The 16,822-nt window shown below is 32.9% G+C and carries 15 protein-coding genes; 2 read left to right on the forward strand and 13 right to left on the reverse strand.

The window, feature by feature from the left end; genetic code table 11:
* Nucleotides 1–137: 137 nt before the first annotated feature.
* Nucleotides 138–1,472: an exonuclease domain-containing protein gene (locus ABJM36_RS03890; RefSeq protein WP_348449495.1), complete on the forward strand. Its 1,335-nt coding sequence runs from the start codon at nucleotides 138–140 to the stop codon at nucleotides 1,470–1,472.
* A 12-nt stretch (nucleotides 1,473–1,484) separates the two neighbouring features.
* On the opposite strand, the gene dnaE is transcribed toward ABJM36_RS03890, so the two are convergent.
* Together dnaE and dinB are read right to left on the reverse strand one after the other, a co-directional pair.
* Nucleotides 1,485–4,445 (reverse strand): DNA polymerase III subunit alpha, encoded by a 2,961-nt coding sequence (gene dnaE, locus ABJM36_RS03895; protein ID WP_348449379.1) that lies wholly within the window; start codon nucleotides 4,443–4,445, stop codon nucleotides 1,485–1,487.
* Nucleotides 4,445–5,659: a DNA polymerase IV gene (gene dinB, locus ABJM36_RS03900; protein WP_348449381.1), complete on the reverse strand. Its 1,215-nt coding sequence runs from the start codon at nucleotides 5,657–5,659 to the stop codon at nucleotides 4,445–4,447. The genes dnaE and dinB overlap by 1 nt, the downstream gene beginning before the upstream one ends.
* 52 nt (nucleotides 5,660–5,711) lie before the next feature.
* On the opposite strand from dinB, the gene ABJM36_RS03905 reads away from it, so the two are divergent.
* Nucleotides 5,712–6,488, forward strand: a complete 777-nt coding sequence (locus tag ABJM36_RS03905) for an XRE family transcriptional regulator (protein WP_348449383.1) — start codon at nucleotides 5,712–5,714, stop codon at nucleotides 6,486–6,488.
* 97 nt (nucleotides 6,489–6,585) lie between these two features.
* On the opposite strand, the gene ABJM36_RS03910 is transcribed toward ABJM36_RS03905, so the two are convergent.
* The 11 genes from ABJM36_RS03910 to ABJM36_RS03960 all read right to left on the reverse strand — a co-directional run bounded on the left by ABJM36_RS03910 (nucleotide 6,586) and on the right by ABJM36_RS03960 (nucleotide 16,733).
* On the reverse strand, nucleotides 6,586–7,014 hold the full coding sequence (locus tag ABJM36_RS03910) for a GNAT family N-acetyltransferase (RefSeq protein WP_348449385.1): 429 nt from the start codon (nucleotides 7,012–7,014) through the stop codon (nucleotides 6,586–6,588).
* Nucleotides 7,015–7,078: 64 nt separating this feature from the next.
* On the reverse strand, nucleotides 7,079–9,055 hold the full coding sequence (locus ABJM36_RS03915) for a cytochrome c biogenesis protein CcdA (RefSeq protein WP_348449387.1): 1,977 nt from the start codon (nucleotides 9,053–9,055) through the stop codon (nucleotides 7,079–7,081).
* Between the two features lie 369 nt (nucleotides 9,056–9,424).
* Nucleotides 9,425–10,249: a universal stress protein gene (locus ABJM36_RS03920; protein WP_348449389.1), complete on the reverse strand. Its 825-nt coding sequence runs from the start codon at nucleotides 10,247–10,249 to the stop codon at nucleotides 9,425–9,427.
* Nucleotides 10,250–10,258: 9 nt separating this feature from the next.
* Nucleotides 10,259–10,588 carry a hypothetical protein gene (locus ABJM36_RS03925; RefSeq protein ID WP_348449391.1) on the reverse strand — a complete coding sequence of 110 codons (330 nt, stop codon included), beginning with the start codon at nucleotides 10,586–10,588 and terminating at the stop codon, nucleotides 10,259–10,261.
* Between the two features lie 69 nt (nucleotides 10,589–10,657).
* Nucleotides 10,658–11,077 carry a hypothetical protein gene (locus ABJM36_RS03930; protein WP_348449393.1) on the reverse strand — a complete coding sequence of 140 codons (420 nt, stop codon included), beginning with the start codon at nucleotides 11,075–11,077 and terminating at the stop codon, nucleotides 10,658–10,660.
* Nucleotides 11,078–11,086: 9 nt separating this feature from the next.
* On the reverse strand, nucleotides 11,087–11,506 hold the full coding sequence (locus tag ABJM36_RS03935) for a GreA/GreB family elongation factor (protein WP_348449395.1): 420 nt from the start codon (nucleotides 11,504–11,506) through the stop codon (nucleotides 11,087–11,089).
* A 92-nt stretch (nucleotides 11,507–11,598) separates the two neighbouring features.
* A complete protein-coding gene (locus ABJM36_RS03940) occupies nucleotides 11,599–11,961 on the reverse strand; it encodes a hypothetical protein (protein WP_348449397.1) in 363 nt (120 codons plus the stop codon).
* A gap of 263 nt (nucleotides 11,962–12,224) precedes the next feature.
* On the reverse strand, nucleotides 12,225–13,553 hold the full coding sequence (locus ABJM36_RS03945; RefSeq protein WP_348449399.1) for a sigma-54 dependent transcriptional regulator: 1,329 nt from the start codon (nucleotides 13,551–13,553) through the stop codon (nucleotides 12,225–12,227).
* Between the two features lie 3 nt (nucleotides 13,554–13,556).
* Nucleotides 13,557–14,651, reverse strand: coding sequence for a HAMP domain-containing sensor histidine kinase (locus tag ABJM36_RS03950; protein ID WP_348449401.1), 1,095 nt, complete (start codon nucleotides 14,649–14,651; stop codon nucleotides 13,557–13,559).
* Nucleotides 14,644–15,249, reverse strand: a complete 606-nt coding sequence (locus ABJM36_RS03955; protein WP_348449403.1) for an HPP family protein — start codon at nucleotides 15,247–15,249, stop codon at nucleotides 14,644–14,646. The genes ABJM36_RS03950 and ABJM36_RS03955 overlap by 8 nt, the downstream gene beginning before the upstream one ends.
* A 338-nt stretch (nucleotides 15,250–15,587) precedes the next feature.
* Nucleotides 15,588–16,733 (reverse strand): alpha-hydroxy acid oxidase, encoded by a 1,146-nt coding sequence (locus tag ABJM36_RS03960; RefSeq protein WP_348449405.1) that lies wholly within the window; start codon nucleotides 16,731–16,733, stop codon nucleotides 15,588–15,590.
* Between the last annotated feature and the right edge of the window lie 89 nt (nucleotides 16,734–16,822).

The raw sequence follows: 16,822 nt of genomic DNA on the forward strand, positions 1-16,822 counted from the left end.
GTTAATTTCATAAATAATCCTACCGTTTATTGATGTATAAATAATTCGCTGTTAAAACGTTTATAATTTAATTAAACAACTTCACAAACAATCTATAATAAGTTTAATAACTTACACGCTTAATAAAGCGCACAAAAATTATGTACACCATTATAGATGTTGAGACTACGGGTCAAGGCAACAAACTTACCGAAATATCTATTTTTAAATTTGATGGGGTTCAAATTATTGACGAATTCACATCCTTAATAAATCCAGAATCCCATATTCCAGATTATATAACTGCATTAACAGGTATTGATAATGCCATGGTTGCCCATGCTCCTACTTTTCCTGAACTTGCCGAAGCCATTTTAAAAATTACCGAGAGCACCATTTTTGTAGCGCATAACGTAAATTTTGATTATAACGCCATTCGAAATGAGTTTAAAGCAATTGGTATGGATTTTAATCGAAAAAAATTGTGTACGGTAAGGCTTTCTCGGAAGTTGATTCCGGGACATAAATCGTATAGTTTAGGTAAAATTTGTACTGCTTTGGGTATTAATATAAATGGTAGACACCGTGCTCGCGGTGATGCTGAAGCCACCGTTATCCTTTTTGAAAAACTATTAAATGCTGAAAATGCCAATACCGTTTTTAATAGTTTTCTAAAAAAATCGTCTAAAGAAGGTACGTTACCTCCACATTTACCAAGTGCCGTATTTAACGCTATACCTAGTGGTCCAGGAATTTATTATTTTAAAAACAAAAAAGGAAAAATTATTTATGTTGGTAAAGCTAAAGATTTAAAAAAACGCGTTTTAGGCCATTTTTATAACAAATCTGACAAAGAGCTAAATCTTTGCCGAGAAACTGCAGATATTGATTTTGAATTATCTGGTAGCGAACTTATTGCGCTTTTAATGGAAGACGCTGCTATTAAACACTATTACCCCGAATATAACCAAGCCTCGAAAAGAAAACCTAAAGCCTACGCTGTTTTTAGTTATGAAGACCGTAAAGGTATTACCCATTTAGCATACAATACTTTAAAAGCAACACCTAGCCCTTTGCTTATTTTTTATAATATTACGGAGTGTAGACAGTTTTTAGAGCGTTTATGCATGCAGTTTGAGTTATGCCCTAAATACTGCCACTTACAAGAAGGTGTGAGCCAATGCTCGCATTTTGCTATTAAAACCTGTAAAGGTATTTGTTTTGATAATGAACCTGTTAACGTATACAACCAAAGAGTTAAAAACGCGATACAACACGCTATAGAAGCATCTCAAAACAAAGTGATTAAAGAAAAAGGGCGTCATCCAGAAGAAGATGCCTTTATACTCATTAAAAACGGTGTGTATTTGGGCTACGGCTTTATTGAAAACACAGTACAAATAACTAACGAAACAGAACTTGAACCTTATTTAATTCCGCAACAGGATAATGCAGACGTTTGGCGCGTGTTAAGAAAGCGATTGATGCAATAACGGTTCTTTTTTTTAATTCTCACCTCTAGGGTCTGGTAATAACGATAGTTTTTTTGTCCATTGGATATCCAAACTACAAAAACCAAACTCTTCTGATATTTTACCACAGCAGGCGTACACACCCAAACCGTTTATAGGATATTTTTCTACTACGTTATGAAAATGTACCGTATCAAAATAATTACCTTCCTGATCGACAAACGTACAAAAACGCATTCGCTTGCCGTTAGACCCTTTATGAAACCTCGTATTTACAAGCACACCATATAGCAATACTATTTTATTAACATACAGGTTCATGGTTTTGGCTTTAATATGATCATACAAAATATCGCTTACTAAATCGAAATAATTACAAAGCGAAAAACCAAGCAGCTCCATTTGGTCATAAGCATCTTCAATCCATGTGGTTTTTAAACTTGGTAAATGAAACTGTTTATGCTTAGGTCTAAATAATTTTGATTGTGTTGTTTTAGCTTTATTTGCATTTAATTTAAAAATAGCTTGCCATAACAATTCGGTTTTAGGTTGTTTTGTAAACCTAAAGGCATTAATCCTAATAAGTATAGTTAACTGCTCTATGCTAATAGATACTCTGTCTATAAAATCGTCTAACGATTTAAAACGGCCATTAAATTGCCGTTCTGTTAATAACCGTTTTATGGTTAGTATTTCTAGGCTTTTTAAGTAGCCAAACCCCAAATAAATAGTTTTGCCGCTTATTGTATTAGGATGTTCACTATTATTAACACAAGGTGCTTCAATAATACCACCACACATTCTTGCTTCGTGTATATAATGCTCGGGACTATAAAAGCCGCCTCCATTATTTAAAACAGCCACCATAAACTCTAAAGGAAAATAACATTTAAGGTATAAACTTTGATAACTTTCTACAGCGTAAGATGCCGAATGCCCTTTAGCAAAGGCATAACCCGCAAAACTTTTTATTTGATTCCAAACCTCGAACGTAAGCGCATCTGGATACCCTCTAGCTTTACAATTATTAATAAATTTATCTTCTACCGCTGTAAATTCTGCTCTCGACCTAAATTTACCACTCATACCACGCCTTAATACATCGGCTTCTCCCAAATCTAACCCTGCAAATTTATTAGCTACTTTTAGTACATCTTCTTGATACACCATAATACCATAAGTTTCGGGCATAATTTCTAAAAGTATAGGATTTGCTTCTTTGCGTTTTTCAGGATAACGTTGCCTAATTATAAACTCCTTTTTCATTCCAGAACTAGAAACACCTGGTCGTATTATAGAACTAGCTGCCACCAAACCAATATAATCTTGGGTTTGTAATTTTTGCATTAAACCACGCATTGCCGGAGATTCTACATAATATGCGCCAATAGCTTTTCCTTGTTTTAAAAGCGCATTAATATTGGGGTCGTTTTTAAATTTTTCTACTTGAGTAATATCAATAGGTGGTAATTCTGGTCTATTATATCTTACAATATCGATAGTGTCTTTAATTTTTGCTAAACCACGTTGCCCTAAAATATCAAACTTAAAAACGCCAACATCTTCGGCTATAATCATATCAAACTGTACCGTTGGAAAACCTTTTGGAGGTAAATTGGTAGCCGAATAATAATGTATGGGTTTATCTAAAATTAACACACCACAAGAATGCACACTCAAATGATTAGGAAAACCTTTTATTAAGTCGCCATATTTTAAAACAAGTTGAGAAATTTCATCTAATTTTTTATGTCCGTGTTTATCTGCACTTAGCTTATCAATTTCTTCTTTTGGTAACCCAAATACTTTTCCTAACTCTCTAACTACCGCCCTATATTTAAACGTGTTATAGGTTGCTAATAGCGATACATTTTTAAACCGCTTAAAAATATAATTAGTAACATCTTCACGCTCTTTCCAGGAAAAATCAATATCAAAATCTGGCGGCGACGCTCTAAACGGGTTAATAAACCGCTCAAAATATAAGTCTAATTCTATAGGATCGACATCGGTTATTCCAATAATATAAGCTACAATACTATTGGCGCCACTACCCCTCCCTACATGCACATACCCTTTATTTTTTGAGTAGCTAACAATATCGTAATTGATTAAAAAGTAAGACACAAAATCCATTTGTCTTATCGTTTTTAATTCTGTTTCTAACCTAGATTTTACCTTAGCATCTGGTTTGCTATAGCGTTTATACAAATTATCGTTACAGAGCTTTACTAAAAACTGATAATCTTCCTCTTTCGAATTAAGGTATATACTTTGGTTTTGAGATACTCGGTTTTTCCCAAAGACAAAATTAATATGACACCTATCTAATAGTTTTTCTGTATTTGAAATGATATGTGGATATTCGGCATACAGGTTTTGTAAATCGCCTAAACTGAGCATAATATCGTGTTCGTCACATTCTTCGGTTTTTTGTAACTTACTTAAAAGTGTATTATTATCTATGGCACGCAATAAGCGATGTGCATTAAAATCGCGTTTATTTCTTATAGTAACTTGCTGCTGAATGACTAATTTATTGGTGTACGATTTATAATTTGAAAAAGGCAATTTTTTAAGTTCGGCTATAGAAACACCTATAAACTCATTATCATGAAACACCTTTTTTTCGAGTTGCATAACGCGCTCTAAAGGATAAATAAAACAGGTCTCCTTTAAAACAGGTGCTATTTCTGGGAGTTCTGTTTTACTGTGGGCGTGCTGCGACAAAAAGTCATTTAACTCCTGAAACCCTAAATTATTACTAGCTAAACCTACATACAATTGTTTAGCGCCATTTCTAAAATCGATACCAATTACAGGTTTTATATTAAACACTTGAGACTTTCTAACAAAATTTAAACATGCCGATGTGTTATTAATATCTGTTAATGCCAATGTGGTTACACCGTTTTCTTTAGCGAGTTTTAATAAATCCACTTCAGAGAATGTACCATATCGCAACGAATAATATGAATGACAATTAGTATACATTATTGTTTTCGGTGTGCTAATATTATAGGAGGATCGCCATTAAACGGGTTTTGAGAACTTGCAACCGATTTGGCGCCAATAGACGCCGCTTTTTGAATACTTAAAGCGCCATAACGACTACGAATAGCATCTAGAGCATTATAAAGGTTAAGCATCTCTTCAGTGTCATCAAATAAATTAATTTGATAATTACCACTAACTAAATTGCTGATTTTTACGCCAACAAGACGAATTAACAAACGCCGCTGGTATAGTTTATTAAACAACTCTAACACTCTAGGAATAATAACATGGTCGGCACTAGTGTAAGGAATATTAACTTGCTTAGAATAGGTATTAAAATCTGAATATCTAATTTTAACACTAATACATGCAGCCAACTTATTGCCTTGTCGTAATTGATATGCTAGGTTTTCGGCCATGGCAAAAATGGTGGTGCGTAGCTTAACCATATCAATAGTATCTTTAGTAAAGGTGCGTTCTATAGATATCGATTTTCGCTCATGGTAAGGTATTAATGGCGGGTTATCAATGCCATGAGCACGTTTCCAGATGGTAACACCATTTACACCTAATACACTGCGTAACATCTCTACAGGCATTTGCTGTATAACACGCACTTTATCAATACCCAAGTTTCGTAGAATTTGATACGTTTTATCGCCTACCGATGGTATTTTTTTTATGGATAATGGTGCTAAAAACGATTTTTCAAACCCATGATCTATTCGTAATTGGTTATTTGGTTTAGCTTCTCCTGTGGCCACTTTCGATACTATTTTATTAGCAGATAAACCAAATGAAATAGGCAAACCTGTTTCTTTAATAATGGTATGTCTTAATTCTGAAGCATATTTATAACTACCAAAAAACTTATCCATACCACTTAAATCGGCATAAAACTCATCAATACTCGCTTTTTCAAAAACAGGTGCTTTTTCCTTGATTATTTCTGTAACCAAATGCGAATGCTTTGTATAAATTGATGAGTTACCTCGTATTACAACCGCCTCAGGACACAAGCGTTTTGCCATACGCATAGGCATACCAGAATGCACACCAAAACGCCTAGTTTCGTAACTGCATGCTGCCACCACACCTCTATCGCCTGTGCCACCAACTAATAATGGGCGCTTTTGTAACCGGCTATCAATTAGGCGTTCGCATGACACAAAAAACGTATCTAAATCCAGATGTAAAATATTTTTTTTCACATCACAAAATTAACTACAAATACAAGTAATTATTGCTTATATTTGTAGTATTATGAATTTTATATCAAAAAACATTAAACATTTAAGAGGGCTTAAAAAGCTATCTCAAGAAGGCCTTTCGGAAGAACTAAAGGTTAGTCGTTCGCGCATAGGATCTTACGAAGAAAGTCGTTCTGCTCCAACTATAGAATTTCTAATTAAACTATCCGATTATTTTAAAATACCTATTGATATTTTATTAAGAAATGATTTAACTAAAGCTAAAGACTTTTCGTTTATAGAATTAAATAACCAGCGTGTTTTATTCCCGATAGCTGTTGATAGCGACAATGAAAACCTAATAGAAGTTGTTCCTATAAAAGCGTCGGCAGGATATTTATCAGGCTATGATGATCCTGAGTATATTGAACAACTTCAAAAAATAAAACTGCCTTTTTTACCTACAGGAAAACATCGTGCATTTCCTATTAAAGGTGACTCTATGTTACCCATGAAAGATGGCTCTTTTGTTATTGGCCGATTTGTTGAAAACAGAAGCGAAATACAAAGCGGAAAAACCTATGTGCTTATTACTTTAAATGACGGTATGGTTTACAAACGCGTTATAAATAATATTGACTTTAACGGGGAGTTATTTTTAGTATCGGACAATAAAACCTATAATGGCTATAGTGTACCCATTGATGAAGTACTAGAACTTTGGGAGTTTACTTGTAGTATTAACACGCAAGAATATACAGAAGAAGAATTAAAAATAAGCAGTATTTTAGGTATGTTTAATGAGTTGGGTGTCGAACTAAAAGCGCTTGAGAAAACTTTAAAACAATAGGATTAATTAAAGAATCCAGATTACTACGTTTTTAAAATTAAGCACCAAGACTTGGTTGTATTATAATTTTTTTTAACAAACAACATGGGTTTTAAACCTAATCTTTTGTTAACCTATACACATTGGTTTCTCTTTTTACAAAACCTATTTTTTGGTACAACCTATTAGCAGCTACGCGCTCTGGACTAGATGTTAAATTAATACTATTTATATTTTTATCGAACGTATAATCTATAGCAAATTCGGTTAAAGCTTTACCAACACCCTTTCCTCTTGCTGCATTATCTACAACAACATCTTCAATCCAAACCTTATTTCCTGTTGGGATTTTAGTAAACACTAAGGTTAATGTACCTAATATTTTAGCGTCTTCTTCGGCAACAAAAAGCACCGTATTTTCAGATTTAATAATAGCCTCTAAATCTTCTTTTTCTGGTAAAACACAACTTGAAGAAAGCTGTGGTATTAAGTTTTTAAAGGCATTAAGAATAGTATCGGTTACAGTTACAAGCTCATAAATTTCCATAGCTATAAATTTAGGTTTATTTGATTACTAAAGAACGGATTTAAAACTACAAAACTAAATTATTCTACTTTTTAAAATTAGAAATACCTGTTTCTAACCATTTATTATACACCTCTGCATCTGGAGTATATGCCACAGGATCTATTAAATTATTTTCAGAATGATCCATTAACACATAAAATGGTTGTGAATTCGTTTTATATTTAATGGTTTGTAATTCGCTCCATTTTTGACCAATATATTTTAGTTTTTTTCCTGGTTTTAGCTTAGAATCGACTACATCATCAGCATCCAACTTTCGCTTATCATCCACATATAACGAGATAAGAACCACATCATTTTTCAACTTTTTTAAAATATTAGGTTTTATCCAAACATTCTGTTCCATTTTTCGACAATTTACACAAGCATGCCCCGTAAAATCAATCATAACCGGCTTTCCTACTTTTTTAGCATAAGCCAAGCCTTTATCGTAATCGTTAAATGCTAAAATATTATGTGGTGGCATAACATGAGCACCATCAGGAATATCGCCGTGAGCATCAAGATACGAAGCTCCCGAACCTAATTGCGTATAGCCCACACCGTAAGGTGACTCGCTATAATGCTGTGGTGGCGGAAATGCACTTATTAAATTAAGTGGTGCTCCCCAAAGTCCTGGAATCATATAAATTGTAAACGCTAAAACAACTAGCCCTAAACTTAAACGCCCTACCGAAATATGTGTTAATGGCGAATCGTGAGGTAACTGTATTTTCCCAAAAAGGTAAAATGCCAAGGCACCAAATATGGCTATCCAAATGGATATAAACACTTCGCGCTCCAACCAATGTAATTGTAAAACTAAATCGGCATTCGATAAAAATTTAAACGCTAATGCCAATTCTAAAAACCCTAAAACAACTTTTACTGTATTTAACCAACCACCAGATTTTGGTAACGAATTTAACCAACCCGGAAACGCTGCAAATAACGCAAAAGGTAATGCAATAGCTAACGAAAAACCAAGCATGCCTACAATTGGTCCTATTTGACTTCCTCCAGAAGCCGCCTCTACAAGTAAGGTACCTACAATTGGCCCTGTGCACGAAAAAGATACTATAGCAAGTGCCAATGCCATAAAAAAGATGCCAATTAACCCGCCTCTATCTGCTTGAGAATCAACTTTATTAGCCCAAGAATTAGGTAACATAATTTCGAAAGCTCCTAAAAACGACACAGCGAATACGATTAATAAAACAAAGAAAATAATATTAAACCACACGTTGGTAGATAGGGCATTTAGTGCATCGGCACCAAAAATTAAACTTACCAATATACCTAGTAACACATAAATTGTTATAATTGAAATACCGTAAATAATAGCGTTTCTAATCCCGACTGCTTTATTTTTACTTTGTTTTGTAAAAAAGCTTACCGTCATAGGAATCATTGGGAAAACACATGGTGTTAATAAGGCTGCAAATCCCGAAAGAAAAGCAATAAAAAAGATTGACCAAATGCCTTTTTCTGAACTCGAATCGATTGCTTGAGACACCGTTTCTTGAACCTTTTGAGTCGTATCGGCCTCATTAGTATCTACTACAGCCGAAGATGCAGAAAGTTTAAATACTAAATCGACTTCGGTTGGTGGTAAACAACGTGCATCATCACAAACCATAAACTCAACAAATGCTTGCACTGCTGAAACATCTCCCTTTACATTAATTTTTTGTTTGAAGATTGCCATGTTTTCGAAAAACTTAATAGTCATTTCGAAAACAGGATCATTAACCGTATGCCCTTGGCCTTCTGAAGTATTACCTACTAACTGAATTTGCCCTCCGTTATCATCAAAAGTAAACGTTGTTGGTATCGGACCATCTTGTGGTACGTTTTGAGAATATAAATGCCAACCAGAATCTATAGTTGCTTTTGTTATTAACACATATTCTGTATCTGATATTTTTTCGACTGAAGTTGACCATTTTACGGGATCTAAAACTTGCGAACTACCTACAAAGACCGTTAAAAGTGTAAAAAATAAAAATAGGTTCTTCATTATTTAATTTATCATTATTTAACTTAGGAATTGAATTTTACTTCAAAGGCATAAAATTACAAATTGTAAATGTACCAATTGTAACATTGTTTACACTTCTTTTCGATTCAATTTGAAAACAATAGTCTCGACAAACGCATTATACTAACACTAAAACAGAGTTTTTTTTTATTGACTATAAAATACACCTTGAATTTTGAGCTAAAATTAGAGCCCATTTGCATTTAAAATTATTAAAAAACAAAACACCCAAGAGCAAACATCTTGGGTGCTTTCTTGAAACACAACATAAGTATTAAGTTTCAAATCAACTAAACTACAATAACTAATATTTAATATCACATATTTCCCTCCAAGCCCATATTCATATTATTGATGGATGGCTAAAACAGGGTTTTTATTTATTTTTTCTAAAACCGAAATCGCTTTAGATTGTGTTAACCCAATTTTACGTAGTAAACCAGGTTTTTTATCTGTAATGCACATAATACTATTAAGATGTGTTATGGCATAATCTTTTAAGCTTCTAGACCCTTTCATATATTCTACCTGAACTAAGCTGTTTGGAAATTTCTCTAAGTGATTAACAAACAATTTTAAATTGTTTTTCACTTCGGGGGTTACGCTTTCTTCTTCCTCTAAAACCAAAATATTGATGGCGCAATTCGTGTTGCTTAAAATATTTAAAAACGCATCTACCTCCACAGTCCTAACAGGATGTCTAAAAGTAGAAGTAATGGTTAGCTTTAATTTTTTGTGAATTGATGCAAACGATGGCACTATTAATATAGGACATGTTCTTACTTTATCAATTATTATTTTAACTTTTTTACTAACTACAATTCCACCTTTAAGTACAATTAAGTCAATACCAATTTCTTTAACTTGTTTTTCAATACCTTCGACCAAAGTAGCACACTCTGAAATGACATGATACCTATGCTTTGAGTTACTATTAGCCCCAGTAAACCGTTCTAACAATTCACCTAAATGCTGCAATGATTCTTCTTTAGGTTTCTCAAACCATTCATCGTCTGCCTGAAGCATTTCAATAGCACTTAAACCATGTGCATTGTATGAATAGGTATTTAGAAAATAAAAAGCGCATGTTTCGTTTTTAAAAAGTTTCATCGTATAATCAATGGCTTGATAACTATTTTGCGAGAAATCTGTTGGAATTAAAATCTTTTTCATGGCTTTAAATTATTTACGTTGATATCGCATCAACAATTTATAAATGTGTTTTTTAAACGCGTTATACTCTTCCATTAAAAGGACGTATTGTTCTCGCTTCTTTTCATGTAGTTTAGCCCGAGTTACATCATAGTCTATTTTTCCATATTCCCACTCGTCTTTTAATTCCTGATTATATTTACAGAACAAAGCCATACTTAAAACATTTTTACGCCGTAGTCCTTTTATTAAATTGGATACCGAAGCACTGTGTATAAGCTGCTTTTCTATTATATGACAACTATCTAGTTCATTATTAAATTCCTCTAATGTATAAATCCATTGATTTAATTCTTTCAAATCTTTTTGGATACAAAGTCGCCTTTGATTATCTATTTTATGTAATAAAGCGGAATTCAAAACTTTGCCCTAAACGGGTTTTAAAAGTGAAAACTCCTCGTGTACTTCTTTAAAAAATTCATCTTTTATCCTTCTATATTTATCTAAATGATAGAGGTAACTTCGTCGGTAACTTTCATGCTCTGTAATATACACCATATCGCATTGCATATCATCGCACTCTATTATTTTAGTACGTTTTACAGCATATCCATTAAGAGCAGCAAGTAACGTTTTATTTTCTGATTGCTTTTTTACTAATCGATTTAAAATACGATCGCCATCAAGCTTTTCGTTTAACTTTACAGCATAAATTCCTATAAGGGTATTAAGCTCCTTTTCTATGTAAGTTAAATGATTTATCCAGTTATCCAACTCCATAGTATTGATTTTGTGCGCTATATCCACATCAGAATCATGTTTAAATATTTTATCATTTTCTGTTTTCATAACACGGAATTAAATAACTGGATTTACATCTTTAAAAGTCTCTTCTTGCTGTACTTTTACTATTTTTAGTTGCTGCTTTCCGCTAGGAAAATCCCATAAAATGGTATCACCTTCGGAATAGCCAAGTAAAGCAGCACCCATGGTTGATAAAACAGATATTTTATTTTTACTTACATCTTTATCTTTTGGTGCCACAACTTGAAATGTTTTTTCCAAGCCATTATCAAAAATTACGGTAACTTTACTGTTTAGGCGAATAACATCTTGAGGCATTTCAGCATTATCAATAATATGTGCTTCCTTAAGTTCTTCACTAAGTTTTCGTAATGATTTTTTTGTTTCAAAATCGCATGAATACCTCGTGATATTAAGAATCTGTTTTACGTAAACAAACTCTTTTTTTTCTAATATTAAACTGCCGTATCTCATCTTTTTTAAATGTTATTAAACTCACACTTATTAAGTAAAAGCACCATTAAACAAGATTAACTTTTATTATAGAGCTTATTTCTAAGGGAGCATTACAATTTAATTTCGTTTGCCGCCAAGGCATCTTCGAAATTTATTGAAACCGTACTTACTGTATTAAAAAAACGTTTACCATCTTTACGTTTTACATCCACTTTGGTTACTCCATTTTTAGTAGCATCAACATTAGTTACAACAACTTCATCGCCTAAGGCCGCCTTATAGTTGGCAATCCCGCCTCTTTTAATTATAAAGTTTGCCCGTGGAAACTTTATGTGTTTATACTTAAACGTTGAAGGTTTACCAATTTCAATAACATCTCCTTTTTCTACTGCTATAGATTTACTATTAAAATCTTGGGCATTCATAGTTAAAACACCTAAACCAATAACTGTTGCTAAAACATACTTTCTCATAAATGATTTTGTTTTTATTATTACACTTTGTTTTAATTGATGATAGTTTTAAATGACCTTTAACTATTAAAAATAAAATCATTTAAACCCTATCAAACTCCATATACCATAAGCAATTGATATGCCTAAAAGCTATTAAAAAAAGAAAAAAAACAAACACCCCCTTTATTTAAAAGGGTTTATAAGGTGTAAAATGTATAACTGTAAAAACAATAGTGGTTCAAAAATTCCCAGTTGAAGAAAAACGAACCACCATTAAACCACTAATTAGATAACTTTTGGCGCAGTGTTTTTCTATCTATTTGAAGAATTTTGGCCGCCTTAGTTTTATTGTTTCCGGAGACACGAAGAACTTTTTCTATATACTTTTTTTCAATAACTTTTAAAGGCTGTAAAGTTACTTCTGAAAACTCTAAGGTATATTTTACATGTTCTGGTAAATGCTCGACACCAATAATCTTATCGCACATAATTACGGCTCGCTGTATAATATTTTCCAATTCTCTTATATTTCCTGGCCAATTATAACGTTTTAAAACCGCTAAAGCCTCCGGTGTTATTTTAACAAATCGGTCTTTATACTCTACGCCGTATTTAAACAAGAACTTATCTACTAGTAAAGGGATATCTTCCTTACGCTCATGTAAAGGCGCAATATCAATTTCTATTACTGTTAATCTGTAAAATAAATCTTCTCTGAAGGTTTGATTATCAATCATATCCCGCAAATTACTGTTGGTTGCTGCGATAATTCTAATATCAATTTTATCAGGCTTTTGAGCCCCCACTTTAACCACTTCTTTTTCCTGTAACACACGCAAAAGTCTTGCTTGTACGGCTAAGGAAGCATTTCCTATTTCATCTAAAAAAATGGTTCCGCCATTGGCAGCTTGAAAAAACCCTTTTCTATTGGCATCTGCCCCTGTAAACGCCCCTTTTAAATACCCAAACAATTCAGCTTCTAGTAAATTTTCTGGTATCGCTCCACAGTTTACAGCAATAAAAGGAGCTCTAGCAAATTTACCTTGATAATGAATAGCACGAGCCACAAGTTCTTTACCTGTTCCACTTTCACCTTTAATTAATACAGTGGCTTTATTATCTTTTATCCGCTCGATAATTTGAATAACATCATTTATTTTTTCTGAATTACCAATAATTTCTCCATATGCTTTATTTTTTTCTTCAGAAAGCACATTTGTTTTCTCTTCTTTCTTTTCATTGTAGGACATAGATTTATCTATAGCCTCCTTTAACTCATTTTTTGTAAATGGTTTTGTTAAATAATCGACAGCTCCCGATTTAATTGCCGAAAGAGAATCCTGAACCGATGGATATCCTGTAACCACCAATTTTGGCAACCTTGGATAATGTTCTGAGACAAATTTTATAAGTTCAAACCCATCAATTTCCGGCATTTTCAAGTCGGTAATAAGTAAATCTATTTTAGTATCACGTAAAATAGTAACTGCTTCTTTTACCGAAACCGCTTTATAAGAATGATAATTCCATGATTGTAAATGACGTTGTAATAATTCTAATATATCGATATCATCATCTACAATAAGTATGTTTTCTTTACGTAACTGCATGTTTTAATTTTTTGGTAAAGTCACCGTAAATACAGCGCCTTTGTCAGGGTTATTTTCTGCTATAATTGAGCCTTTATGCGATGCTACAATACCATGAACAACACTTAAACCTAATCCCGAACCATCCTCCATAGGTTTTGTAGTAAAAAAAGGTTGAAATATTTTTTCTAAATCATTAGGCGTAAGTCCTTTGCCTTCATCACTGATTTTTAAAATAATACTATCTTTTTTTTGTAAAGCTTGAATAGTTACTAGTCCTTCCTTTGGTGAAAAATAAATAGCGTTAATTAACAAATTAAAAATTATTTGGGTTAACTGAATAGGATCTGCCTTTAACCATAACTCTTCCTCGTTAATTTTAGTACTATACTTAACCTTTTCCTTTCTGAAGGTGGCATCAAGTAAATTAATGGCACTTTTTATAATTGGAACAAGGTTAACCTGCTTTTTTTCTTGAGGCATTTTACAAGAAAAGAATAATAATTTTTTTAAAACTTCCCTTGAAAAAATAGCATTATCAATAATTTTATTTAAATCTGAAGCTATTTTTTTATCTCCTTCTAAATCAGATTTTAACAACTCTGCAAAGCCCAATATATTAGCTAAAGGCGTATTAAGTTCATGAGCAATTCCGGCCGTAATTTCACCTAAAATACTTAAGCGGTCTGCATGTTCCATTTGCCTTTTTAAAGAGGTCTCACTTTTTTGAATTTCAATACGCTCTAATAAATTGCCCACCTTTAAGGCAACATTATCCAGCAATTGCTGCTCTTCTTTTAAAAAATCGTCCTGTGTTAATTTAGGACCATTCAAACTGGCTATAATTTTACCTTTTGGCTCATTAAATATTCGAATACTAGATTCGATTTTAGGGTTATCTACAGATAACCGATTGGTACTAATTTCTAATTCTTCACTACTAAACTTAATATCTGTAAAATCGGGAAATAAAAAGGCTTTTTTTAAGCTAAAAACACAGGCCTTTAAAACATTTTCTATGGATTCTATATCTACGCTTTCAATGATAGAAGATATTTCGTAAAGGCAAGTTAGCTCCTTTATACGTTCTTTTAATGCATCTTCAGTTTCTTTACTCATTTCTTTTATTGGTTCTAAAAACCCGTGTCAATCTGCTATTTGTTGGGTAGCTTCTATATTTTGTTAAATTATTAAAAATAAGCGCTACTACAAATAATATTATTGTTCCGCTTAAAACAGGAGCCAAAACATACATATACCCTAAAGATGTAATTTTTTCTGTACCTATAACAGCAATAAGTGCTGTGGCACCACCTGGAGGATGTAAGGTACGGGTAATTTGCATGGCTATTATAGATAAAGCTACAGCCAATGGAGCAGATAGCCAAACTACATTAGGTAAATATTGAAAAACTGTTACTCCTATTATGGCTGATATTACTTGGCCACCAATAAGATTTCTAGGTTGTGCTAACGGGCTTTGAATGGCGCCAAATACAAGAACACTTGTAGCCCCAAAGGAGCCAATTAACAGTATATTTTCTAATCGTGTAAATTGCTGAGATTGAATATAAGCAATAAAGCCTATACCAATAAAAGCACCTAAAAATGACCAAAATTGCTCGCGTGCATCAAGAGCTGTTTCCTTATAGACTATATATCTAGTGAGTCTAAAATTTCGATTTGCCTTTTCTACAATTGCCTTTCTTTTACCCATCGTCTTTCTGAAAGAATTATTTCTAAATTGTTATTATATTTAAAAACCTAAATTTGGTTACCTGTAATTTCAAAGGTTATGCCTATTTATATCCTATTCCTAAATAAAATTAGAACTCATAGTTTTAAATACTTGACAGATAAAATTAAATTTAGCCTAAAACCACTACTGGGTAATATTTACCCTGCCGAGTATTTATAACTCAATTCAACAAAGGAAATTGGTTAGTTATATGTCATTTAAAAGCGAAACCCAAGATTTTAGTCTTGGGTTTCGCTTTTAATTAGTAGGTACAGCCTCATTTTTAAAATCGCTTATACCTTTTATACAACTTGTGTTTAAATTAAATGATTTGGTAGGTCCTCCACCTTTTCACAACATACTTGCTCCATAACTTGTTGAAATTCTCTTTTCATTAGAGAAATAGTATGATCGCCACCTTGTTTTCCTAAGGCACCCACACCATACATAAAAGTACGTCCCATAAAAGTAAATTCAGCACCACTAGCCATGGCTCTAGCGATATCTGGACCACCACGTAAACCAGAATCTACCATGATTTTTATTTGACCTTTATATTTTTTTGCTAAGTGCGTCATAGGTACAATGGTAGATTGTCCTGCATCTAATTGACGCCCACCATGATTGGATACTATTAAACCGTCAACACCTAATTGAATAGCTTTTTGAGTATCTTCTTCACTAACAACACCCTTAATAACCAATTTACCTTTCCATTGGTCTCTAATAGACGCTATACGATCCTGACTAAGTCGACCAGAAAATGTAACATCCATAAACTCCCCTAATCTCTTTAAATTTAACCCTTTAGGCATATAAGGTTCCAAAGTTTTAAAAGCAGGCTGCCCATGAATTAAGGTTTGAAGAGCCCAATCTGGTTTTTTAAAAACTTCAAGAATATTTTTAACGCTCATTGTAGGAGGCATTGCCAATCCATTTCTAACATCACGAGGTCGGTATCCAAAAGTTGGTACATCGGCCAAGATAACCAACACATCTGTTCCTGCTGCGGCAGATCGATCTAACAAATCTCTTTTTACTTTTTCTTCTGCAGGATGATATAATTGAAACCAAGATTTACCTTCAGTAATTTCTGCAATACGCTCTATACTAGATGTCGTTACCGTACTTAAAATAAAAGGCACATTATGCTCTTTGGCAGCTTTGGCTAAAATTTCTGGTGCATTAGGCCACATTAAACCTTGTAAGCCTACTGGTGCAATTCCAAAGGGTGCATCATAAGTATGACCAAATAATTCGGTTTTTAAATTCGATTTATCAAACTTTGATAAATATTGTGGCATCAATTCAATTTTCTGAATATCAGACCGGTTTTTATCTAAATTAATGTCCTCATTACAACCTCCATCCAAATACTCAAAAGCAAACTTTGGCATTTTAACCATGGCTCTTTTTCTTAAATCCGTTACAGAAGGATATTTAGGGTTTATTGTTAATTTCATGAGATAATAGTTAATTGATTATAGTTAATTTTAGTTATGTTTTAACTTTTATAAAGCAAAGTCTTTTTTAAGGTACTTATACCATTGTA

Source organism: Algibacter sp., assembly GCF_039977455.1.
GTDB lineage: Bacteria > Bacteroidota > Bacteroidia > Flavobacteriales > Flavobacteriaceae > Algibacter_B.

Bases quoted from the DNA above. Each gene is read 5' to 3' on its own strand.
- dnaE (WP_348449379.1), bottom strand. From the start codon at position 4,445: ATGTATACTAATTGTCATTCATATTATTCGTTGCGATATGGTACATTC.
- ABJM36_RS03905 (WP_348449383.1), top strand. From the start codon at position 5,712: ATGAATTTTATATCAAAAAACATTAAACATTTAAGAGGGCTTAAAAAG.
- ABJM36_RS03910 (WP_348449385.1), bottom strand. From the start codon at position 7,014: ATGGAAATTTATGAGCTTGTAACTGTAACCGATACTATTCTTAATGCC.
- ABJM36_RS03915 (WP_348449387.1), bottom strand. From the start codon at position 9,055: ATGAAGAACCTATTTTTATTTTTTACACTTTTAACGGTCTTTGTAGGT.
- ABJM36_RS03920 (WP_348449389.1), bottom strand. From the start codon at position 10,249: ATGAAAAAGATTTTAATTCCAACAGATTTCTCGCAAAATAGTTATCAA.
- ABJM36_RS03930 (WP_348449393.1), bottom strand. From the start codon at position 11,077: ATGAAAACAGAAAATGATAAAATATTTAAACATGATTCTGATGTGGAT.
- ABJM36_RS03935 (WP_348449395.1), bottom strand. From the start codon at position 11,506: ATGAGATACGGCAGTTTAATATTAGAAAAAAAAGAGTTTGTTTACGTA.
- ABJM36_RS03940 (WP_348449397.1), bottom strand. From the start codon at position 11,961: ATGAGAAAGTATGTTTTAGCAACAGTTATTGGTTTAGGTGTTTTAACT.
- ABJM36_RS03945 (WP_348449399.1), bottom strand. From the start codon at position 13,553: ATGCAGTTACGTAAAGAAAACATACTTATTGTAGATGATGATATCGAT.
- ABJM36_RS03950 (WP_348449401.1), bottom strand. From the start codon at position 14,651: ATGAGTAAAGAAACTGAAGATGCATTAAAAGAACGTATAAAGGAGCTA.
- ABJM36_RS03955 (WP_348449403.1), bottom strand. From the start codon at position 15,249: ATGGGTAAAAGAAAGGCAATTGTAGAAAAGGCAAATCGAAATTTTAGA.
- ABJM36_RS03960 (WP_348449405.1), bottom strand. From the start codon at position 16,733: ATGAAATTAACAATAAACCCTAAATATCCTTCTGTAACGGATTTAAGA.